The sequence below is a fragment of the Kribbella sandramycini genome (genome assembly GCF_013131805.1).
Taxonomy (GTDB): domain Bacteria; phylum Actinomycetota; class Actinomycetes; order Propionibacteriales; family Kribbellaceae; genus Kribbella; species Kribbella sandramycini.
Genome location: NZ_JABJRC010000005.1, coordinates 416,579 through 439,307 on the forward strand (window position 1 = coordinate 416,579; position 22,729 = coordinate 439,307).

General features: G+C 69.6%; 15 protein-coding genes. 5 read left to right on the forward strand and 10 right to left on the reverse strand.

The window, feature by feature from the left end; all coding sequences use genetic code 11:
- The first annotated feature begins 176 nt into the window (after nucleotides 1-176).
- Nucleotides 177-1,448 carry an FAD-dependent oxidoreductase gene (locus tag HPO96_RS22670; RefSeq protein WP_171675666.1) on the forward strand — a complete coding sequence of 424 codons (1,272 nt, stop codon included), beginning with the start codon at nucleotides 177-179 and terminating at the stop codon, nucleotides 1,446-1,448.
- Here the strand turns inward: HPO96_RS22670 and HPO96_RS39695 are convergent.
- The 3 genes from HPO96_RS39695 to HPO96_RS22685 all read right to left on the reverse strand — a co-directional run bounded on the left by HPO96_RS39695 (nucleotide 1,416) and on the right by HPO96_RS22685 (nucleotide 4,022).
- The gene (locus tag HPO96_RS39695; RefSeq protein ID WP_171675668.1) at nucleotides 1,416-2,474 is read right to left on the reverse strand and encodes a helix-turn-helix domain-containing protein; all 1,059 of its coding nucleotides are present in this window, start codon (nucleotides 2,472-2,474) and stop codon (nucleotides 1,416-1,418) included. The genes HPO96_RS22670 and HPO96_RS39695 overlap by 33 nt on opposite strands.
- A gap of 65 nt (nucleotides 2,475-2,539) precedes the next feature.
- Nucleotides 2,540-2,962, reverse strand: a complete 423-nt coding sequence (locus tag HPO96_RS22680) for a MerR family transcriptional regulator (RefSeq protein ID WP_171675670.1) — start codon at nucleotides 2,960-2,962, stop codon at nucleotides 2,540-2,542.
- Nucleotides 2,963-2,984: 22 nt separating this feature from the next.
- Complete coding sequence (locus HPO96_RS22685) at nucleotides 2,985-4,022, reverse strand: aminotransferase class V-fold PLP-dependent enzyme (protein ID WP_171675672.1); 1,038 nt, start codon at nucleotides 4,020-4,022, stop codon at nucleotides 2,985-2,987.
- 86 nt (nucleotides 4,023-4,108) lie between these two features.
- On the opposite strand from HPO96_RS22685, the gene HPO96_RS22690 reads away from it, so the two are divergent.
- Nucleotides 4,109-5,152, forward strand: coding sequence for an aldo/keto reductase (locus tag HPO96_RS22690; protein WP_171675674.1), 1,044 nt, complete (start codon nucleotides 4,109-4,111; stop codon nucleotides 5,150-5,152).
- 73 nt (nucleotides 5,153-5,225) lie between these two features.
- Here the strand turns inward: HPO96_RS22690 and HPO96_RS22695 are convergent, their stop codons facing one another.
- A complete protein-coding gene (locus HPO96_RS22695; protein WP_171675676.1) occupies nucleotides 5,226-5,999 on the reverse strand; it encodes a glycoside hydrolase family 75 protein in 774 nt (257 codons plus the stop codon).
- 85 nt (nucleotides 6,000-6,084) lie between these two features.
- Nucleotides 6,085-6,798 carry an SIP domain-containing protein gene (locus HPO96_RS22700; protein ID WP_171675678.1) on the reverse strand — a complete coding sequence of 238 codons (714 nt, stop codon included), beginning with the start codon at nucleotides 6,796-6,798 and terminating at the stop codon, nucleotides 6,085-6,087.
- A gap of 113 nt (nucleotides 6,799-6,911) precedes the next feature.
- On the opposite strand from HPO96_RS22700, the gene HPO96_RS22705 reads away from it, so the two are divergent.
- The gene (locus tag HPO96_RS22705) at nucleotides 6,912-8,939 is read left to right on the forward strand and encodes a penicillin acylase family protein (protein WP_171675680.1); all 2,028 of its coding nucleotides are present in this window, start codon (nucleotides 6,912-6,914) and stop codon (nucleotides 8,937-8,939) included.
- Here the strand turns inward: HPO96_RS22705 and HPO96_RS22710 are convergent.
- From HPO96_RS22710 to HPO96_RS22720, 3 genes are read right to left on the reverse strand one after another with little or no spacing between them, the layout of a single operon-like run.
- Nucleotides 8,923-15,765, reverse strand: coding sequence for a WXG100-like domain-containing protein (locus HPO96_RS22710; protein WP_171675682.1), 6,843 nt, complete (start codon nucleotides 15,763-15,765; stop codon nucleotides 8,923-8,925). The genes HPO96_RS22705 and HPO96_RS22710 overlap by 17 nt on opposite strands.
- Nucleotides 15,762-16,082, reverse strand: coding sequence for a hypothetical protein (locus HPO96_RS22715; protein WP_171675684.1), 321 nt, complete (start codon nucleotides 16,080-16,082; stop codon nucleotides 15,762-15,764). The genes HPO96_RS22710 and HPO96_RS22715 overlap by 4 nt, the downstream gene beginning before the upstream one ends.
- Complete coding sequence (locus HPO96_RS22720) at nucleotides 16,079-16,468, reverse strand: YbaB/EbfC family nucleoid-associated protein (RefSeq protein WP_171675686.1); 390 nt, start codon at nucleotides 16,466-16,468, stop codon at nucleotides 16,079-16,081. The genes HPO96_RS22715 and HPO96_RS22720 overlap by 4 nt, the downstream gene beginning before the upstream one ends.
- Before the next feature lie 75 nt (nucleotides 16,469-16,543).
- Between HPO96_RS22720 and mycP the strand changes: the two genes are divergently transcribed.
- The gene (mycP, locus tag HPO96_RS22725) at nucleotides 16,544-17,893 is read left to right on the forward strand and encodes a type VII secretion-associated serine protease mycosin (protein WP_238355383.1); all 1,350 of its coding nucleotides are present in this window, start codon (nucleotides 16,544-16,546) and stop codon (nucleotides 17,891-17,893) included.
- Nucleotides 17,894-17,949: 56 nt separating this feature from the next.
- Here the strand turns inward: mycP and HPO96_RS22730 are convergent, their stop codons facing one another.
- On the reverse strand, nucleotides 17,950-18,252 hold the full coding sequence (locus tag HPO96_RS22730) for a hypothetical protein (protein WP_171675688.1): 303 nt from the start codon (nucleotides 18,250-18,252) through the stop codon (nucleotides 17,950-17,952).
- Nucleotides 18,253-18,287: 35 nt separating this feature from the next.
- Nucleotides 18,288-18,602, reverse strand: a complete 315-nt coding sequence (locus HPO96_RS22735; protein ID WP_171675690.1) for a hypothetical protein — start codon at nucleotides 18,600-18,602, stop codon at nucleotides 18,288-18,290.
- 147 nt (nucleotides 18,603-18,749) lie between these two features.
- Between HPO96_RS22735 and eccCa the strand changes: the two genes are divergently transcribed.
- Nucleotides 18,750-22,712 carry a type VII secretion protein EccCa gene (gene eccCa / locus HPO96_RS22740; RefSeq protein ID WP_238355384.1) on the forward strand — a complete coding sequence of 1,321 codons (3,963 nt, stop codon included), beginning with the start codon at nucleotides 18,750-18,752 and terminating at the stop codon, nucleotides 22,710-22,712.
- Nucleotides 22,713-22,729: the final 17 nt, after the last annotated feature.

Consider the following 22,729-nt stretch of genomic DNA (forward strand, 5'->3'; position numbering starts at 1 on the left):
GACAGAGGCGGCGGCCACTACCTCACTCGTCATGTATACAACATTCCGTCACCCGCAGCGCAGGGTCAAAGCAATGCTGCCTATGACGTGATAGCCGCTGTCTATCAACCCGCCCTGCCCGCAGATCTGCCCGATGGCGCGGGATTTCCATCGCCCCGCGGCAGAGGCTGAACAGCATGAGAGCCGTGATCGCAGGTGGAAGTATCGCCGGGCTGTTGGCCGCCAAGGTGCTGAGCCGCTGGTACGCCGAGGTCGTCGTCCTCGACCGGGATCAGCTCCCGCTGGACGCCGTCCATCGCAAGGGCGTCCCGCAGAGCCGACACGCGCACGGGCTGCTCGCCCGCGGCCATCAGACGATCGAGAAACTCGTCCCCGGTTTCCGCGCCGAGATGCTCCGCCGAGGCGCGGTCGCGAACGACCTGCACAACGACGTCCTCTGGTACAACGAGGGCCGCCTGCTCAAACGCGCCCCCTCCGACCTGACCGGCCTCCTCGCCGGCCGCCCGCTGATCGAATCCGTCCTGCGCACGATGGTCGCCCAGGTCGGCAACATCACCTTCCGCCCCAGCACACCGGTCGACGGCCTGATCGCGGACGGCGACCGGCTCACCGGCGTCCGGATCAACGGCGAGCGTCTGGACGCCGACCTGGTCGTCGACGCGACCGGGCGCAGCAACCGAGGCCCGACCTGGTTGCGCGAGCTCGGCTACGACGCCGCACCCGAGGACGAAGTCCGCGCCGGCATCTTCTACAGCACCCGCGAGTACGAACGCATCCCCGGCGACGCCGACTTCACCGGCGTGATCTCCGGCCACTACCCCGGCAACCCGCTCGGCACCGGAACCGGCGCCAACGACGGCGACCGCTGGCTCGTCACCCTGGTCGGCCTGGACGACAACCCACCGCCCGCCGAGCCAGGCGCCTTCGAGGAGTACGCCGCCCAACTCGACGGCCCAGAGCTGTACAAACTGATCTCCCAGGCGACTCCGCTGACCGACCCGGTTCGGTTCCGGATCGGCCCGAGCGTCCGGCGCCGGTACGAGAAGGTCCGGCTGCCCGAGGGGTTCATCGCGTCCGGTGATTCGCTCTGTTGTTTCAATCCGGCGTACGGGCAGGGCATGACGATCGCCGCGCTGGCCGCCGAACACCTCGGCGAACTGCTGGCGGCGGGCGGCGACCAGCTCACCCGGCGCTACTTCGCCGGGATGAACAAGCGCATCGAGACGGCCTGGACGATGTCGGTCAGCAACGACCTCCGATTCGACCAGACCGTCGGCAAGCAGCCGCTGACCTCCCGACTGCTCGTCAGCTACCTCTCCCGGCTCTACAAGGCCACCGAACACGATGTGGTCGTCGGGCGGCGCTTCCTGGAGGTCGCCAATCTGCTCGCCACGCCCCCGGCCTTGCTCAAACCCTCAATCGTGCTGCGCGTGCTCCGGAACTCGTAGGTCGTAGGCCTGCAAGGCCGTCAGGACTTCGGCGATCCCGCGCGGCTCCGACAGCGAACGACCGGTCAGCGTCTCGATCCGGCCGAGCCGGTGCCGCACGGTGTTGCGGTGACAGCTCAGCTCAGCCGCAGTGTCAGTGACATTGCCACCGGCCTTGGACCAGACGTCGACCGTCTGCAGCAGCGTCTGCCGATCGTCGGTCGGCAGGTCGAACAGCGGCCCGAGGACGGCGTCCGCGTACGACTGAGCCGCCTCCGGCGCACTGACCAGCAGGGCCTCCAACGGACGGTCGCCGTACCGGCTGATCGCACTGCTGCCCGGCGGGATCGTGTCGACCGCGATCCGCGCGAGCCGCAGCGCCCGCGGGGTGTCGGCCAACTGCTCGTAGTCCGGGCTGACGCCGACTCGACCGCCGGCCAGGTCACCGGGGTCGCCGCTGACGATCCCGACATTCAGGCTCCACCACGACTGCAGACCTTTGGCGCTGAGCCGCTGCTCGGCGTCCGGCAGCGCCTCTTCCAGGACGACGACGCAGAACTGCCCGATGAGCGGCATCCCGAGCGCCTCGGCGCTCCGCTCGAGCCCGCCGGCGCCACTCAGCACCGCCTGCAGATGCGCCTCGCGCTCCTGAGCGGCGATCCGATCCCGCTGCCGCGCCTCGACCTCGTACGCCGCGACGAACGCCGACGCCCACTGCTCGTACTCGACCCAGATCTCGCCGGCGCTCTCCAGCATCGCGACGTACTTCGCCTGGTCGCGCTGCCGACCCAGATCGCGGGCCAGCGTCCAGACCGCCGACGCGGCCGCCCGGAACCCGGTGATCACCGCATCCGGCGGCACGTCCGCCGCGACCACCGCGTGCGCGGCCTCGGCCGCCGGGACGTCGTCCGAACTCTTCAGGCCGACCAGCCGCCGGACCAGCGCCGTCACGAACCGGCGGCGCAGCTCCAGCAACTGCGGACCACCGGGCGGTGCGGGCAGCTCCGCGACCGCGGCTTCCAACTCAGCTACGAATCCATCTTGCACGGGCCCAACCTTAGAGCCCAACAAGCGCTTGTGGCACCATTAACGCTGTGCACACGCACAACGATTTACCAGGCCGCGGGATCCGTCTGCTGCTCCGGCGGCACCCAAAGGCAGTACGCCGTCCCGTCCGCGAGATGTTCTTCGTAGATGGTGACCTTATGCGTGATGACGGCCAGGCAGTTCTCCAGGTCGCGAATCTGGGCCTCGACCGCGGCCCGGTGACTGCGCAGCAGCTCCAGGCGATCGGCCTCGTTGCCGGCGCCCTGGCGAACCAGGTCGGTGTAGCGGCGGATGGTGTCGAGCGGCATCCCGGACGACCGGAACTTGATGCACATCGCGAGCCAGTCGACGTCGTCCTCGGTGTAGACGCGACGGCCGTTCGACTCCCGGCGGACCGGATCGGCGAGCAGCCCCTCCCGCTCGTAGAAGCGCAACGCGTGCACGCTCAGCCCGGTCCGCTCTGCCACCTGCCCGATACTCAGCCCCATACCGGCAACCCTAGATCAGGCTCTAGGTCAGCGGCTTGAGAGCGGCCAGGGCCTGATGGACGTCGGCCCGGGTCGTGTAGAGGTGGAACGACGCCCGAAGCTTGCCGTCGCGGACGGCGGCGCGGATCCCGGCCGCGGCGAACGCCTCCTCAGCGCCGGCCAGCGTCGTACTGACGATCGCCGAGTCGGACGGCGGCAGCCCGAGCCCCTCCCGGAACTCGTTGGCCAGTGCGACGTTGTGCCGATTGATCGTCTCGACGCCGATCTGTTCGACCAGCTCCAGCGCGGGGGCTGCGCCGACGAAGCAGAACCAGGACGGCGACTGGTCGAAGCGACGGGCATCGGCGTACAGCTCCATCTCGGTGCCGTAGTACGAGCGGCCGCCGCCGACGCCGGAGTACCAACCGGCGGCCGCGGGGCGACAGCGCTCCTGCAGCCGCGGCGACAGGTAGCCGAGGGTCGCGCCGCGCGGCGACATCAACCACTTGTAGGTGTGCACGATCAGCGCGTCGACGCCATCCACCGTCAGCGGCAGCCAGCCCATCGCCTGACTCGCGTCGAGGACCACCAACGCGCCAATTTCCTTGCTGGCAGCAACGACTTTCGCGACGTCGAGGACAGTACCGGTCGAGGACTGGACGACGCTCACCGCGACCACGTCGACCCCCGGGCGGATCGCGTCCAGCAGCTCCGCGGTCGGGACGCCGATCACCTCGACGCCGCGATCCTCGTGCGTCTTCCACGGGAACACGTTCGACGTGAACTCGACGTCGTCGGTCAGCACGCGCGCGCCGTCCGGTAGGGCAGCCGCGATCGGGGCGACCGCGCCGGAGACCGTGCTGCCGACGAACACATCCGCGACGTCGGCGCCGATCAGGCGGGCGAAGGCCGCGCGCGATCTGCTGGTCGACTCGTCCCATGGCTCCCAGCTGGTGGCGCCGACGCGCCAGTCCGCCAGGACGCTCTGCAGTGCCTCCCAGGCCGGGCGCGGCGGCAGGCCGTAGGAGGCGGTGTTCAGCCAGCCGGGCACCGGATCCCACAGATCCGCGAACTGTTCCATGCCGCCCACCCTACGAGCGACTTGACCTAGACAGCGCTCTAGCTCTTAGCGTGCGAGACGTATCGGCATCGAGGGGTTGGAGTTTCATGCGCTACCGCACGCTGGGTGGGACCGGGATCGAGGTCAGCACGCACTGCCTCGGCACGATGATGTTCGGCGCGGTCGGCAACGCCGATCACGACGACTGCGCGCGGATCGTGCACGCCGCGCTGGACCAGGGCATCAACTTCGTCGACACGGCCGATATGTACTCGTCGGGCGAGTCCGAGGAGATCGTCGGGAAGGCGCTCAAGGGCCGCCGGGACGACGTCGTCCTGGCCACCAAGGTGCACTTCCCGCTGGATGACGAGCACACCCGCAACCGGAGCGGGAACTCGCGGCGCTGGATCGTCCAGGAGGTCGAGCACAGCCTGCGCCGACTCGGCACCGACTGGATCGACCTCTACCAGATCCACCGCCCCGACCACCGGACCGATATCGAGGAGACGCTCTGGGCGCTGACCGACCTGGTCAGCCAGGGCAAGATCCGCGCCTTCGGGACGTCGACCTTCCCGGCCGAGGAGCTCGTCGAGGCCCATCACGTCGCCGAACGCCGCGGGTACGGGAAGTTCCGCACCGAACAGCCGCCGTACTCGATCCTCAGCCGCGGGATCGAGCGCTCGGTCCTGCCGACCGCGCGGCGGCTGAACCTCGGCGTCCTCACCTGGAGCCCGCTGGCCTGGGGTTTCCTGACCGGCAAACTCCGCAAGAACCAGCCCATCGACCTCACCACCGGCCGGGCCGCGCTCGCTCCCGACCGGTTCGACCCGGCGCTCCCGGCCAACGCCGCCAAGTACGACGCCGTCGAACAGCTCATCGAGGTCGCCGACGACCTGGGCGTGACGCTCCCCGAACTCGCCCTGGCCTTCGTCACCACGCACCCGGCCGTCACCGCGGTCATCAACGGTCCGCGCACGATGGACCAGCTCACCGGCCTACTGAAAGCCGCCGACCTGACCCTCGACGACGACACCCTCGACCGGATCGACAAGATCGTCCCACCCGGCGCCAACGTCTACGACTCCAACGCCGCCTGGCAGTCCCCGCACCTCACCCCCACCGCCCTCCGCCGCCCAACTTCCGAGCGCTAAGAACAGGACATACCAACCGACCGGGCAGCGCCCTCACGCTCGGCGCCGCCCGGTCGGGCTGCCAGTTGGACGACTACGTCCTGTCGTTGGCGCCGCTACTTCCCTGCTTGCAGCGCCGCCCGCCGGTCGAACCGGCCTGGATGGCCGGGTAGGCGGTGAAGTCGAGGTTCGTGGACGCGCACGTCTGCGTGCTGTTCACGAACGCCGTCGCCGCCGACTCACCCTTCGAGAGCGCCTGCGACTGGTTCTCGATCGGTACGGCGGACACGCCCGGGAACAGGATGTACGTGACGACCGCGCCGGAGACCCCGCCGGTCGAGGGGTTCGGGTTGATACCGAGCTGCTGCGCGAGTTTGTACGACCCCTCACCGGCGATCGTGCTCGGGCCCTGGTCGCCGACGACGGCGTAGGCGACCTTGTCCTGATAGACGACCGCGGCGATCGTGCCGCCGTCGATCCCGGCGGTCCGGAAGTTCCAGATCGAGCTCGACAACGGGACGACGACGAACGGCAATCCGGCCGAGTTCAGCGGCCGGCCGTCCGACTGGTTCCACGAGGTGTTCGGCTGGAACGACGGGTCGGTGTTCTCGTTGCACTGCGTGGTCCGCTGACCGTCGCAATCCACATCGAAATCCGCCGTCCAATGCACGGCATCGCCGGACCGGCAGATCGCAACCGTGCGCGAACCACCTGCGTCATGTGCGTATTTCCCGTTCGACAGCTGCGTCTCACAACCCGCGGCGCGGGCCTTCAGCTGCGCGGCACTCGGCCCGGCCAACTCCTCGGCCTGCGCGGGCACAGCCACTACCGACAACGCCAAACCCAGCACGACAATCCAGCGGATCATCTCATCCTCCAGTGAGGCGGAACCGAAGATGAAGGTTTTCACCCAGGAGGGTACAGACAGTGGTTAGTTATTGACAGAGCGAGTTTCAGGCGGCGCGCCAATACCCGAGGGCTTTGACCCGATGTTTGGGGACCTCGAGTTCTTTCGTGACGTAGCTGCTGAGAGCTCGGGTCGTGCGGGTGTCGCAGGCGATCCAGACGTAGGCGTCGCCGGGCTGGCCGATCGCCTCCCGGAGCTCGGCTTTGACGCCGTCGAGGAGCTCGGCAGCGTCGAGCGTGCGGAGTTCGTGGCGGTCGGGGTTGATCCGGAACGGGAGTTCGCGGTCATCCTCATGGGTCGTCTCGAACCAGATCGTCGCGGGCAGCTTGGGCGCAACCGCGAGCAGCGAGTTGATCGCCGGCAGCGAGGCCGGCGCGCCGATCACGAGCATCCGGCCCGGCAGCGGATCAGGGATCTCGAAACCGGTGCCCTGCACGGTCGCCTCGATCGTGTCACCGGGCTGCGCCTTCAGCGACCAGTCGCTCGCACAACCTTCGTGCAGCGCGAACTCCATGCTGAACGTCCCGTTCTCGACATCGGGATCGACCAGCGTGTACGCGCGCTGATGCGGCTTCCCCGCGTTGTCGAACCAGAGCCGCACCCACATCGTCGGATGGACGCCGATCGCCCGCAGCAGGCCGCCGTCGGTGAAGTGCACCCGGCGGTACCGGTCGGTGACGTGTTCGGCGCCCGTCACGGTGAACACGAAGTCCTTCCCGCGGAAGAGCTTGAGCACCACGCCTTCCCAGCCGTGCCCCACGATGCACCTCCGGTGAATTGCCGTTGCGACGGGCGCGCCGCGCTTCGTACGTTGGTGTCAGCACCTGACAGTCAAAGTTAGCTGAGGCTAACCTAACTGAAATGAGCCTTTGAGTGAACGGCGAGGTCTTCCGTGACGCGTATGGCGTTCCCCACCTCCGAGCCGGGGACCACCTCGCCCTCGCCGAGCTCCAAGGCGCCGTCACGGCCCGCGATCGGGCCTGGCAACTGGAGCTGATCCGCCGGCGCGCGCTCGGGAGCACCGCCGCGTTCCTCGGCCCGGATGCCGTCCCCTGGGACACCTTCGCCCGGCAGGCCCGGCTCGCCGACACCGCCCAGCGCTGCTACGCCGCCCTCGACGACACGACCCGCGCGTGGGTCTCGGCGTACGTCGACGGCGTCAACAGCGCGCTGCCCGCGGCGTCCGAGCAGGCGCCCGAGTTCGCGCAGACCGGGGTCACCGTGCAGAAGTGGGAGCCGTGGACGCCGCTGGCGATCTGGCTCGCGGTGCACATCCTGTTCGCCGGCTTCCCGAACAAGCTCTGGCGGACGCATGTCGCCGCCCGCTTGGGTGAGGAGTACCTCGATCTCTTCAACGCCGCCGGGCCGCAGACCGCAGGCTCCAACGGCTGGGTGATCCCTGGTGATTTCACCGCCACCGGTCAGGCGATCGTTGCCGGCGACCCCCATCGGTTCGTCGAGAGCCCGGGTGTCTATCAGCAGATTCGGCTCGCGTGCCCGGCGTACGACGTCGTCGGGTTCGGCGTTCCCGGCGTACCGGGGGTTGCTCATTTCGGGCACGCCGGGAAGGTCGCTTGGGCGATCACGAATGCGCAGTCCGACTATCAGGACCTGTACGCCGAGCAGCTCCGCCGGAGCGGGACGACGATCGAGGCGCTCGGGCCGGGCGGGTGGGAGCCTGCCACCCGGCACGACGAGGTGATCGAGGTGGCCGGGGCGGATCCGGTCGCGATCGAGGTGATCGAGACCGAGCGTGGTCCGATCGTCGTCGACCATGCGGGGCAGACGCTGAGCCTGCGGTATCCGCCGCGCGCGCTGGGGCGATTGGGGTTCGAGGTGATGCCGCGGTTGCTGCAGGCAACTACTGCGGCCGACATCGATGCTGCGCTTGAAGATTGGGTCGAGCCGGTGAACGTCGTGTTCGCGGCGGATGCCGAGGGTGGGTTGCTGCATCGGGTCGCGGGGGTGGTGCCGCAGCGGCACGCGGCCAACTCGTTGCGCGTCGTACCGGGCTGGGAGGCGGCGTACGCGTGGGACGGATGGCACCCGATGCCGCGGGCAACTGTCGAGGGGCCGGAGGCGATGGCGAACGCGCGGGAGATCGCGGCGCCACTGGGCGTAGAGTTCGCCGCGCCGTACCGGGCCCGGCGAATCCGGGAGCTGCTGGCCGAGCGGGCCGACTGGTCGATCGACGACATGGCCGACATCCACACCGACACCTACCTCGGGGCGGCGTACCGGCTGCTCGATCGCCTGCCCGGGCTGACCGGCCTGTCTCCGAAGGCCGTTGCCCTACGCACCGAATTGCTCGCCTGGGATCGGCGGATGGACGCCGGCAGCACCACCGCGTCGGCGTACGCCGCCCTGCGCAAAGCCGCCATCGCACGGATCACCGAGCGCTTCGCACTCCTCGACAACGCCGACGCGCCGCCGCTTTTCGCCGGCTACTTCGGCCTGCTCTCCCAGGTCTCCTTCGGCTTCGAGTCCCTCCTCGAATCACCGGACCTCGACGCCACCGCGCTGGTCCAGGCAGCCCTCGAATCCGTTGCCGCCGACAACCCCCGCCCGCCCTGGGGCGAAACCCACCAGCTCTCCCCGCTCAGCGCCCTCCGCACGCCCCTCTTCACCCCCACCGAGACCCCGATCGACCTCGCCCTCTCCGGCGACCACAACTGCGTCTGGTCCACCTCCAGCCTCCCCGGCACGGACCTCTGCCTTCGCGCCTCCGTAGCCCGCTACGCCTTCGACCTCACCAACCGCGCCAACAGCCGCTGGATCGTCCCCCTAGGCGCCTCCGGCCTGCCCGGCCATCCGCACCACCACGACCAACTCCCCCTCTGGCTGCGCGGCCACCTCGCCCCCATCGTCACCGACTGGGACCAACTCAAGCCGGAGGTATAGGCGGCCGGCGATCGCGGGCCCGGAGGAGGTCGTGGATGTAGCGGCGGAGGGCGAGGTCGTCCAGGCGGGTGTCGCCGGGGACGCCGGCTCGGCGCTGGATTGCTTTGAAGGCGTTGATCATTTTGACGGCTTCGGTGAGGGCAGCTTCGACGGCGTCGGTTCGACGGCCGGGGGTGGCGGCGGCCAGGAACTGTTCGAGCATGTCGAGCGACTTGCCGACGCGCTCCAGGGCGGTTGCTCGTCGGACGCGGTACGGCGTGCCCTCCGGCTCGGCGATCAGCCGGCGCCACGCTTCGGCCGCTAGTGCCTGCGCTCGTTGCAGCGGGTTGCCGACGATGCGGGCGCCTGCCGACGGATCGACCGTCTCGAGTGCGGGGAGCCGAACCCGGTGGTCCGGATGGACGGCGTTCTCGGCGAGTAGCTCGTCGAGCCGGTCCCGCGCTTCGGCGAGGCGCGCCTCGGCTCCGGGCTCGCCTCGGCTGACGGCCTCGGTGAGCTCGTCGACGGTGTCCGCCTGCTGCTCGATCTCGTCCAGACTCGCGTGCAGGTCCTGGCGCTCCTGGAAGCCGACGCGCGGCGGCTCCGATACCCGCGGCACGATCGCCAATCGCGCCGTCCGCGCCGCCGCCCGTACTCGATCGGTCGACGCACTGAGGTCGGCCCCGGGCACCGGCAGCTCGGCCGTGTCCGCCGCCGAGGCGAGCACGTCCCCGGCCGCCAGGCCGAGCCGGTCCAACTGGTACCGCAGCAACCCGACCTGATCAGCAACCGCCTGTCGGGACGGCGCGCGTTTGTTGTCCGCCCGCGCCCGATGCAGACTCCGCTCCGCATCAGCCTTGTTCCACAGCCATTGGGCGATCGGCGCCGCAAACAACTGCGCGGCCGCGGCCAGCAAGACCGTCGTGTAAGTCGTCGGCCCCAGCTGCACCAGGCTGTCGACGTAAAGCAGCACACCGCCCGTGACCACCGCCCCAGCGCCGTACAACGCGAACACCCACCGCGGGGTCCGCCCCGACGGCCCGCCGTACGGGTCCGGAACCGCAGGCGGCTGTGGCACCACCGGGAACCGGCCCCGGAATCGATCGACCGTCCGATCCGCAAGCCGCTCCGGCACCGGCGGCCCGCCGCGCAACCGGGACGCCAGCTCGGACAACGCGACCGCCTCCTGCAACAGCCGACCCAGCGCCGCGTTCACCTCCTGCGCCTCGCGCGCGCCCGCCACCTCGAGGTTGTACTCCGACACCGCAGCACTCGCTCGGTCGGTGAACCGCTGAATCACCGCGTTCGCCACTCCCGAAGCGACCACCGACGCCGCCATCGTCAGAATGCCCAGCACCAGCATCTCGCCCATCTCATCGAGCTGACGCCCCAGCGACGTGGTGTCGGGATCTGCACCCGGCTGGGCAGGCCCGACGGCCCGGCGGGCGGCGAGACCGAGGTGGTCCGGCGCATCGGAGTACACGCTCTCTTCGTCCAGCGACGGCAGCGGGCCGTCCGGTCGGCCGGTGGCGAAGGTGGCCGGGCGTCCGGTGATCGCTTCGTACAGCTGAGCCAGCCAAGCCCCGAGCTGGTTGTGGTACGCCGCCGGATCGGCCGCGAACCGCAATGCAAGCTCCTCGTTCCGGAGCGTTTCGAGCTCCTTCTTCCGGCCGTCGGTGTACTGCTCGGTGAAGCTCCGCAGCAGCGCGACGCCGACCGTTCCCACGATCACCGGGAGCGGTGGGAACAGCGGCGCCAGCAGCAACGCCGTCCCAACTCCGAGCCCGGCCGGCACCCAGATCTTCACCAGGTACCGCCACCGAGCCGGGATCAGCGCCTTCCCTTCCAGCTCGGGCAATGGCTTCCCTGCCACGGTCCGTGGGTCGGCCTCGATCGCATCGGCCAGGCTGGGCAGGTGTTTCGCGTGTGCGGCCTTACGCTTCCGGCCGCCTTCGTCGGCGGCCCACTGCTTGGCGGCGTCGAGCCAACGCTGACCGACCGCCAACGCGGCCGTCACCACCGCTGTCGGCAGAAGCGTGCCCAGTGCCGCGCCGACGTTGCCGGTCAGCACCAGTACGCCGGCCGCGGCGATTGTGGTCGGCACCAACCCGGCCGTGGCGTCGCGCCGCAGATACGTGCGCTGCTGCAGCCGGGTGTCTCCGACCTGCCAGCCCTTCAGATGCTGCTTCAGCATCGCCGCGTCGGCGTCCGAAAGAGCGAGCCGCCGGAAAGACGCCTGCTTCTGCCCATGGACGACCGCCAGCTCCTCCAACAGCGCCCGGAGCTCGGTCCGCAGCTGCAGCCGCTCGATCAGGCGAGCGCGCGGCGTGGTGGCCAGGCGATGGTTGAGCAACCGGGCCTCGGCCAATCGGCCGTTGTCCTCCTGACTCAACGGCACCGGGCGCTTCACCTCACTGCCGCTCTCCAACGCGTTCGGTACGCCGCTGCTGTCGAGATTCACCAACTGGCTCAGGAGATTGGCGATGATCCGGGCCACCGACCGATCCGCCGCCCGACTCGACACGACCAGCCGGATCGGCGTCCGGCCGTCGTTCTCGACGACGAACTCCCCCGCCAGCCCGCGCTCGACCTGACCGGCGCTCAGCTCGACGGTGATCCATCCGTGCACGGACTGCAGATGCAGCAGGTTGCCCGGCCCAGGCTGGACGGCGGTGATCCCAGCGGCCGCGAGCACGGCCGGATCGCTGAGCGCCGCCGTCATCTCGTACTCGACCTGATCAATATTCGGGAACCACCGGGCCAGGCCATCGAGATGCAGCAAGGACCGGACGACGCCTCGGATGATCCCGACGGTCGGCGGATCGGTGAGCGGCTGCGCCGGCACCGTCGGTGGGTCCAGCGGGATCGGCTGCGGCACCGGATCCAGCGCGGCCGCGGCTCGGCGTACGGCGGCGCGGTCGTGATGCCGCTCCAACGCGTCGACGCGCGCATCACCGGCCGCCCGCTGCAACCCGAGATCGTGCAGCAGCTCGCGCATCCGCTCGGCGTACCAGGCCTGAAGTTGTTCGTTCCCCTCGGCCATCCGGCGCTCGTGATCCAGGTAGAGCAGCTCGGCGACGCGGCCCTGCTGGTGATCGGAGAACCGCGGACCGCCGTCCGGCCGCCCACTGAAGGCATGCCCGGCCTCCCGCAGCTCATGGACCAGCGCTCGCCCGACATCCGCAAACTCGATCTGCTCGGAGATCCGCACGACCGCAAGCCGCCGCGCCTGCCGCAGCCGCACTTCGGCCGGGTGCCCATCGGCAACCGGCCCGACCTCGAGCTGAATGCTGATCGGCCGCCCGGACCACGGCTGCAGGATCAGCGAACGCCCATCCGGCGCGACCTGGATCCACCGCACGTCCACGAACTGCGCCAACTTCGCCAACCCCAGCTCGGTAGCGATCTGCGCCCACAGCTGTTGGTGTTCCTTGACCTCCCCGGTCGCCTCGAACGGTCCGAGCCGCTCCGCGTTGCCGACGACCGCGTCCGGTTCGAACAGGTTGCTGCGGTCCGGATCGAAGGCCTCGATACTTCGCTTCTGGTACCGCTGGTACTGCGCGTCCGTCCGTTTCTGCGTGCCTTCGAGCCGCCCCTCCGGCAACGGACTCCGCGTGTGGTTCGGCCCGGTCAGCTCCGCTCGGTGCGGTACGTCGGTGTTCTCCCAGGTCCGCCCGCCGGTCCAGATCACGTGGTCCGGGTTCGCCGGGTCCGAGACGGCGTACACCACCGTGACGGACGTCGGCCGCGGCTCGTTCGGCGGGAAGAACACCTTCAGATCCACTCGCCAGCCCTGTGCGAGCCAATCGCCGATCTCGTTCTCCAGGCTCTCGAACGCGCCCTTGTTGAAACTGCCGGCCTGCGGGAAGTAGTTCATCGTCGCCGCGACCTTCGCGAAGAACCGCCAGGCGATCGCGTGCCCGCCGTCGTCCTTGCCGGCCCCGGGGTGTCCCTCGCCGCGGGCGACGGCTCGTTTCCGCTCGACCCGATCCGCGTTCGGCCGACGGGTTTGTCCGAAGTCCGCGAACAGGCGGGCCTCGGCGATCCGCGGGAATCCGGTGACCTTGTCCACCACCCAGCGGGCCCAGTTCGGCCCGACCTCGGAGTCCTTTCCGGGCAGGCCGCTGGAGACCCACGGCGTCACCTCGGCGGTCGGCCCGGCCTGCTCCTCGGTCACCACCGGCGAGGCTTCGTTGAACCAGCCGAACTCGGCAGCTTCCTCGGGGGCTGCCTCCGGTGTGGGGTCGAGCGCGAAGGCCGCGGCCCGCCGGACGCCGGCCCGGTCGCGGACGTTCAGCGCATCGAGCCGCTGGTCGCTCTCCGGCCGCGCCAAGCCGATATCGTCCAGGAGCTGCCGCATCTTCGCGGCGTACTCCGCTCTGCGAGCCTCCGACGGCGATACCTCCTGCTTCAACTCGTCGTGCAGTAGCAGCAGTTCGCCCAACCGGCCTTGCTGATGTGCGTCGAACGCGGGCCCGTCTACCGGCCGGCCGCCGAACAGATGACCCAGCTCCCGGAGCTCGTGGACGAGCGCCCGCCCGACGTCCGCATCCTTGATCTGCTCGGAGATCCGGACGATCGCCTGCGGCGTCCCGTCGGCGGCGAGGCGGAACTCGGCCGGATGCCTGTCCGCGACCGGCCCGACCTCGATCACCACCTCGACCCGCTCACCTGTCCGGGTGATCACGTCGACCGTCGACGGCCCGGTCGGCACGATCGCCCGGACGTCCGCGAACACCCGCAGTACTGGTGAGCGCACGAGCTCGGCAATCAGTCGCAACAGCGTGCGGTGATCCTGGAGCGGGCCGTCCGCCACGAAGTCCGGCAGCCTGGCAGCGTTCCCATCCGGCGGCCGTCCCGGCGGCCCAGGAGGCGCCGGAACGCCAGCAGCCGGCGCAACAGCCAGCACGCCCGTCGCCTCCGCAGCCTCATCAACCGCCGGCTCGACCGCGGACTCGTCAACCGCCGCCTCGTTAGCCTCAGGCTCGACCGCGGACTCGTTGACCGCAGCGTCTTCGACCACCGGAGCAACGGTGGCGGGGCTGCTGTCCTCCGACGCCAGCGTGGCGCCGGTCTCCTCAGCGGGCTGTTCGGACTCCGTCAGTTCGTCCCGTCCTACCCGCGTCGCCCTGGGCTCGGCCGCTCGCGCCTCCGACGACCGGACGTCGACCGCGTCCGCGCGCGCCTGCGTCCCGACCACCCCCGACTCGACACCCGGCTGCTCGACCAACCCGCCGTCCGTACCCTCGACCACAACGTCACTCCACGACCCACCCTCGACCGTGGCGCTGTCCGCCCCCTCGACCACGACCTCGCCCCGCGACCCACCCTCGGCTACAGCGTCGCTCCGCGAATCTCCCTCGACCGTGGTGCCGCCGCGCCCATCGGTCGACGCCTGCGTCCCATCCCTGTGCGCCCCGGCCTCCGGCGCCTGCGCGCTACTCCGATCGCCGAGCTCCGCCGGCGCCCCGGACTCCAGGTCAGACACCGGAACCCCACCCGCAGTCGACTCATCCGAAGTTGCCCCGTCCACCGCATCGGCAGTGTCGTCAACCGCCTCCTGCAGCTCGTATTCCTGCTGCTCCTGCTGCGCAGCACTCTGCTGCCGATTGGCATGCCCATCGACGTCGACCCCGCCCTGCCGACCGGGGTTCGAATGATCCGCCAGCCCAGCAGGCCTGGAACCGTCGACGTCCGCGACCGCGTTGCTACCAGCCGCACCTGCCGAGGAACCCGGCTGCGAACTCGGGGCGCCTTCGAGCTGTGCGCCACCTGGTGTCGTGGTCGCAGGCGGGACGGCGGTCTCGAAACCACCGGGCGGGCCACCGCCGGGTGGGATCGTGTCGAGGGTGATGTTGGGCGGCGTGATCCCCAGCTTCCCGCCGGCCCATTGACCGATGGCGTCGGCGGTGTGGACCGCGCCGACGCGACCGGCGCCGAGCAGGCCGGCCATCGGGCCGCCGGTGGCCACCGCGTGCAGGTAGTCGCCGAAGCCCTGCTGGAAGAACGTCCCGTCGTACGCCGATTGCGCGACCAGGCTCGAGACCGGTGAGGTGATGCCGTTCACCACGAAGGTGTGCCCCGACATCCCGATGACATCGCGCGCGCGACCGCTGATCCGCAACGTGTCGGCGACCCGCAGCGCCGGCGCGCTGCCGAGCCGGCCCACCGGGTTGATGATCTTGCCCATCCCGGCCCCGAGCGGTCCGGCCGCCGCGGCGACCGCAAGCTTTCCGAGATCGATCTTGTCCTCGTACCCGCGGGCGATATCAATGCCGTTGGCAACGAGTTGGGTGATCGACTCCTCGATGGACTCCTGACCGAGCTCACGCACCAGGTTGCCGAGCGGCGAGCGGCCCGCTGTTCGGGCCAGTCCCGCGGCGGTCCGGATGATCGAGGAGAACCGGGTGATCAGCGTCCGCAGCAACTGGAACCGGACCAGGTCCCCGATCCCCGGCGGTAACAGCAAGGTGGCCACGAAGAAGACGCCGGTCATGATGACCTCGGACCAGATCTGACTCTTGATCTGGGCAACCGTCTTGGCGTGTCCCCAGCACAGCTGCGCGACGTCGAAGTACGCCTTGGCCAGGGTCTGATATCCCTCGGCCCCATTGACGATCTGGTCGACGTCGTACCGGTAGCCGATGGCCAGCGAGTCCTTCCAGGCCATCGCCAGCGAGCCGTTCACCGCCCCCGCGTCCCCGAGCGCCGCCTTGAGTGCCACCGACAGGTCGTTCCACAGGTTCCCGAGGTCGCGGACGGCGTCCTCGTTCGTCCGGGGGAAGATGTAGGCGTCGCTGAAGCGCTGCAGCTCGGTCCACAGGTAGGTGTTGGGTTCGGGAATCACTGCAGTCGGCGGAGCCGGTCGGTCTGCAGCTGATGCATCTCGGCGACCTGGATGATCATCTTGTTCCCGGTCGCCGCGATCGCCCGGAAGTTCGAACCCACGCCGTCGGAGGCCTTCTCCAGCAGCGGTTTCGCCTCGTTGTACGCCGCCCGGAACGCCACGCTCTCCTCGTTGATCCCACCGCCGGCCTGCTGTTCCTTGCCGAGCAACTCCGGGCCGATCCGGCGCCAGGTGTCCGCGAAGGCCTGGCCGATCGCCTCGAACTTGAGCACGATCGTGTTCGCCTCCTCCGGGAAGATGTCGAAGTCGCCGCTCATCGCCGGGTCTCCTTCGCCGCCTTGCCGAGCAGCCCGAGGAACGAGCCGAACGCGAGCTCCGCGGGGTCGTCGTCATCCGGTGCCACGTACTTCGGCATCCCGCCGCGCACCTGATCCTGGGCGTCCCGGCCGGCCGCGTTGATCGTGTCGCGAATCTGCTCCGCGAGCGCGGCCGCATCGGGTTCGCGCAGCGCGCGGGCGTCCAGGTACAGCTCGTGCACCTCGCCGTACACGCCGGCCTTCGCCTCGATCAGACCGTCCGGAGACTCGGCGACGCCGACGGTGTCCTGGACGGATCGGCGCAACTGCTGGGCCTCCCGCTCGAACTCGTCGAACTTTCCGACCCAGGACCAGTCGATCGAGGAATCGTGCTGCCAGTCCGACATCTGCGCCTCCTTGTTCGGATGGCCCCAGTCTCCGATCGGCTCCGCACCCGTCGCGGCCGCTGACCTCTTCCGGCCATGAGCCGGGTGGCCGCCGCGCGTCCGCGCACGCTGGGCAGCGTGAACACCATGACGCCCGCACGCTTCGGTGCCGCGCTGGTCACCACAGCGCTTCTGATGACACCGCTGTCGCTGATCGATGCCCCGGCGGCGCGCGCCGCGCCACCCAAGGGCACTTGCCGAACCGCCGAACCGGCGCACCCGGTCGAGCGGATGTTGCCGTGGGCCCAGCAACTGCTCGAACCGGAGCGAGCCTGGCCGTTCAGCACCGGCGCCGGCGTCACGGTCGGCGTCGTCGATTCCGGGGTGGATCGGGATCATCCGCAGCTCCGGCGGCGCGGAAAGGTCCTGACCGGACGGGACTTCTACCATCAGGGCAAACTTCCCGGCAGTTACGACTGCGTGTCCCACGGCACCGGTATCGCCGGGATCATCGCTGCCGATCGCCATGCCGGTCTGGGCTTCAGCGGAGTCGCTCCCGGTGCCCGGATCCTGCCGGTCAAGGTCAGCGAGCGAGAGGCCGACAACACCGGGCGCACCGAGGTGATCCCGCCGTCGATCCTTGCCAACGGCATCCGTTACGCCGTCGACCACGGCGCCCGGGTGCTCAACCTGTCGATCGCCGGGTCCCGCGACGACAAGCCGGTCCGGGACGCGATCGCGTACGCCGTCCGTCGGGACGTCGTGGTGGTCGCCGCGGCCGGCAACCAACAGGCGAACTCCGCCGGCCCGCTCCGGTCCTATCCGGCCGACTATCCCGGCGTGATCGGCGTCGGCGCGATCGACGTCAATGGCGCCCGCATGGACGCCTCGCAGATCGGCCGGTACGTCGATCTCGTCGCACCGGGCGACTCGGTGCTGACCAGCACCCGGATCGCCGGTCACGCCTATCAATCCGGCACCAGCTTCGCCGCCGGGTACGTGAGCGGGACGGCGGCGCTCGTCCGGTCCGCCTGGCCGACGATGCCGGCCGCAGAGGTGATCAAGCGCCTGCTGGCAACCGCCACTCCCGCGCGCGGTGGAGCAAACAGCCAGGAGTACGGCGCGGGCATCGTCGATCCTTATCGGGCTGTCACCGAGGCGATGCCGAAGGGCGCCGCCCAGCCGATGCCCGGCGCCGTCGTACCGCCCGTCGACCCGCTTCAGGTGGCGCACAGCGCTTGGTGGCAAGGGCAGAGCAGCACGGCACGTGATCTGACGCTTCTCGCCACCGCAGTCGCTTTGATCGTCCTGTTGGTCAGCGTGCTGCTGACAGTCGGCCGTCGCCGGGGCTGGGTCGTCCGCCGCTCGGCGATCGAGCGCGGCGTGCCGCGGCAGGCCGAGCTGCCGCCCGAGTTCCTCTTCGCCCGACGCGACTCGGACACCTGACAGCGAACGCAAGATGAGCCCCAGCCGGATCGGCTGGGGCTCACACGTTGCGGGGATCAGACGCGCAGGCCGGCCGCGATCCCACGGCAGGTGGCCAGCGTCGCCTGGCCGTCCATCTGGCACTGGTCGATGACGTTGCCACGGGTGACAGCGTCGTTCGCGTGCGCGGTCGTCTGGTTGACCTGGATGTTCACGTTCGCGAAGTAGTCGTCGAACGACGAGTCCATCCAGGCGCCGGACGACAGCCCGTTGGCCAGGCTGAGCTGGTCCTCGGCCGCGGCCATCCGGTCCTGTCCGATCGTGCGGTACGAGTGCGCGGCGTCGAGCATGCCGCCGAACTGCTGGAAGATCTCAGGCATCGGGTGTCATTCCTCTCTGCTGAAGGGTTTGCGGCTCAGGCGGTCGGCTGCGCCGCGTTGAGCGACTGAACGTTGTTCATACTCAGCTGGCCGTAGTGGCCGCCGATCTGCGAGGTGCCGTCCGCCTGCACCTCGGCCTGCAGCTGGCCGCGCAGCGCCGCCGACTGTGACCAGTTGTCGTGCCCCTGAACGTTGGCCTGGTAGGCCTCACCGCGCATCGCGGCGCCGAGATCGAGGGTCGCGCCCTCCGAGCGACGAACGTTGTCGCCCAGCAGCTGGGCGTACTGGCTCGTCTGGTTGGCGTGGTGCGCCATCTCTTCGGTGAGACCTTGAATGAAGGGTCCGGCCATCACTTTCTCCTTCCTGGGTTGGAACTTCCAATCACACGGTAGGAATCACGGACCACCGCGGACCGGTGACGACACCTTCCTGCCATGGGCCCCGCAACAGCACGCGGCCGCCGCAAGATCAGAGCGGACAGGTCCGACGGAAGGCAGATGACGATGGCGACGATGATGGTGCGACGGCCGATGCGACGGCCGGCTCCGGAGCTGCCCACGGGCGAACTGTTGCTGGAGGCACCTCCGGAGGTCCCCGAGCCCGGCGGCCGGCAATGGGCGCAGATGCTGATGGTGCTGCCGATGGTCGCGATGATGGGCGCGATGATGCTGATGTTCACCGGCAGCGTCGCCAGTGGCTTGCGGTATGTGATCTTCGGCCTGTTCGGGCTCGCGATGGTGGCGATGATCGTCGTCTCGATGTTCAGCCGGACCGGTGGCGGCAAGTCCGAGATGGGGCAGGCCCGGCGGACGTACCTGCGGCACCTTGCCCAGCAGCGACTACGGCTCGGGCGCTCCATCGATCAGCAGCGCGGCACGTTGAGCTACCACCACCCTGACCCCGGCTCCCTGTGGGCGCTCGCGGCCAGCTACCGCCTGTGGGAGCGGCGCCAGGACGACGGCGACTTCGGCGTCACCCGGATCGGCGTCGGCGCCCAGAACCCCGCGACCTCCGTCGTACCGCCGGACACGCAACCACTTGAACGCCTGGAACCGCTGTCTGCCTTGGCGTTGCGGCGCTTCGTCTCGACGTACGCCGCCGTGCCCGGACTGCCATTGGCCATCGCGGTGACCGGTTTCAGCCGGATCTATCTCCCCGGGGATCGGGAGCGCTCGATCGGTCTGGTACGGGCGATGCTGGGTCAGCTGGCGACGTTCCAGGCGCCCGACAACCTGCGGATTGCCGTCTGCACCGCACCGGCGAATCGCGGCGAGTGGGAGTGGGCGAAGTGGTTGCCGCACGCACTACACCCGGAGCGCACGGATGCGCTGGGGCCGCTGCGTCTGATTGCTTCGTCGATCACCGCGATCGAGGCGCTTCTCGACGACGTGATCGCCGACCGGCCTCGGTTCGACCCCGATACGGCAGCCCGCGTCACCGGGCCGCACTTGGTCGTCGTCCTGGACGGCGGTGATCTCGAAGGATCGGATCACCTGCTGGCGGGCTCGGGCGTCGAAGGCGTCACAGTCCTGGACCTGACGCTGCTCCCGCCGCGCGCGATCGACTCGACGGCGATCAGCCTCGATGTCGATGCTGATGGCAACATTCAGGCCGAGACGATGGACGGCGACGAGCGGCTCGGCCAGGCGGATTCGCTGGACCTGGCCACGGCCGAGGGCCTGGCCCGGCAGCTGGCCCCGCTGCGCTTGACCGCCGGGGCGCAGGGCGACCAGCCGCTGAGCGCCGACCTCGGACTGGCGGAGCTGCTCGATCTCGGCGACCCGTACGACTTCGACCCCGAGGACACCTGGTTGCCGCGGCCGAGCCGGGACCGGCTCCGCGTCCGGTTCGGGCTCCGGGCCGATGGCCAGCCGATCGAGCTGGACCTGAAAGAGTCGGCCCAGGAGGGTATGGGTCCACACGGTTTGCTGATCGGCGCGACCGGCTCGGGTAAGTCGGAGCTGTTGCGGACGCTGGTGCTCGCGCTGGCGATCACCCACCCGCCGCGCTCGCTGAACTTCGCGCTGGTCGACTTCAAGGGCGGCGCGACCTTCACCCGGCTCGACAAATTGCCGCACACCAGCGCGGTGATCACCAACCTCGCCGAAGAGCTGCACCTGGTCGACCGGATGACGGACGCGATCAACGGCGAGCTGCTCCGCCGTCAGGAACTGCTCCGCACCGCGGGCAACTTTTCCTCGCTCCGCGACTACGAGAAGGCGCGCGCCGCCGGTGCACAGCTCCCGGAAGTCCCTACTTTGCTGGTGATCTGCGACGAGTTCAGCGAGCTGCTGACCGCTCGGCCGGACTTCATCGACATGTTCGTCCAGATCGGCCGGGTCGGCCGATCGCTCGGCGTCCACCTGTTGCTGGCCAGCCAGCGGCTCGAAGAGGGGCGGCTGCGGGGTCTGGAGACGCACCTGTCGTTCCGGATCGGACTGCGGACGTTCTCCGATATCGACAGCCGGACGGTGCTCGGCGTCAACGACGCGTTCCATCTGCCGCGGGCTCCTGGTCACGGGTTCCTGCGGGTCGGGACGGAGCAGATGGACCGGTTCCGATCGGCGTACGTGTCCGGTGTGCATCGGCGTCCGACCGCCGGCGGGTTGCAGGTCACCCCGGACAACTCGGTCGAGTTGTTCGACTACTCCAGTGCGTACGTCGCGCCGGTTCTCGAGGACGACAACGACGACGAGCCGGCCGATCCGGACGGCGTCTTCGACGAGAACGTCGGTGAGTCGCTCCTCGACGTCCTGGTCGACCGCTTCGACGGCAAGGGCGATCCCGCGCACCAGATCTGGCTGCCGCCGTTGGACAAGGCCCCTGCGTTGGGCGAGCTGCTGCCTGGCTTCGGCGATCAGAGTGGGACGCCGTCCATTCAGCCTGGTCGCTTGGTAGTCGTCGCGGGTGTGGTCGACAAGCCGCTCGATCAGCGCCGTGATCCGCTGACCCTCGATCTGTCCGCCGCCGGCGGGCATGTCGCGATCGCGGGCAGCCCGCAGAGCGGGAAGAGCACGGCGGTCGTGAGCATCTTGACCAGCTTGGCGCTGACGCACACGCCGGAAGAGGTCCAGTTCTACTGTCTCGACTTCGGCGGCGGCGTATTGACCGCGCTCCGCGACTTGCCGCACGTCGGCAGCATCGCAGGCCGGCAGGACACCAACGCCGTCCGGCGGACCGTCCTGGAGCTGCTCGGCATCATCGCCGAACGGGAACGCGCCTTCGCCGAGGCCGGCGTCGACTCGATGGAGACCTATCGCGAGCTACGCCGGACGGGCCGGGCCGGGGACTCGCCGTACGGCGATGTGTTCTTGGTGATCGACGGCTGGCAGACGATCCGCAACGACTACGACGATCTTGAGCAGGCGTTGGGCGATATCGCGACCCGCGGGTTGGCGTACGGCGTCCATCTGATCATCACCGCGGCCCGATGGTTCGACATGCGGACCAACATTCGCGACCTGTGCGGCACCAAACTCGAGCTGCGGCTCGGCGATCCGATCGACTCGCTGGTGGATCGGCGTACGGCGACGCTCGTGCCGGAGCGGGCGCCCGGGCGCGGCATCCTGACCTCGCGGCACCATTTCCTGATCGCCGCGCCCCGGCTGCAGGACAGCGACGAGCGCGTCGCGGTGGGGCTGGGCGCACTGGTCGACGTCGTACGGGAGGCCTGGCCGGGTAAGGCCGCGCCGACGATCAAGTTGCTGCCGACCGAGGTCAGCTACCAGAGCGTCGACGGCGCGAGCTCGAAGGAGCACGGCCTGGCGATCGGCGTGGCCGAACGCAGCCTCGAACCGGTGCTCCTCGATCCGGCGCAGAACCCGACCTTCATCCTGCTCGGCGACACCGGCGCCGGGAAGTCCGGTTTCCTGCGGACGCTGGCCACGCGGATCCGCGAGACCCACACCCCGCAGGAAGCCCGCATCCTGGTCGTCGACCACCGCCGCAGCCTGCTCGGCGCCGTCGAGAGCGACCACCTGCTCGGCTACGGCAGCAACCACCAGGCCACGGCCGAACTGATCGCCGGCCTGGCCAACATCCTGCAAGCCCGGCTGCCCGGCGCCGACATCACCCCGCAGCAACTCCGCGACCGCTCCTGGTGGGAAGGCCCGGACATCTTCGTCCTCATCGACGACTACGACCTGGTCGCCTCCTCCGAGGCACACCCCCTGATCCCACTGCTGCCCTTCATCCCCCAAGCCGCCGACATCGGCCTGCGCATCTACGCCGCCCGCCGTACCGGCGGCGCCATGCGCGGCCTCTTCGAACCGGTCCTGGCCCGCATCCGCGACGTCGGCTCCCCCGGCCTCCTGATGTCCGGCAGCCGCGAAGAAGGCCCTCTCCTCGGCGGCCTCCGCGCCCAACCCATGCCCCCCGGCCGCGGCTGGCTCATCAGCCGCCAAGGCACCACCCACCTCATCCAACTAACCCAACCCCCGCCGGAACCCCCGGCGATCTGAAAACGAAAGGAGAAACC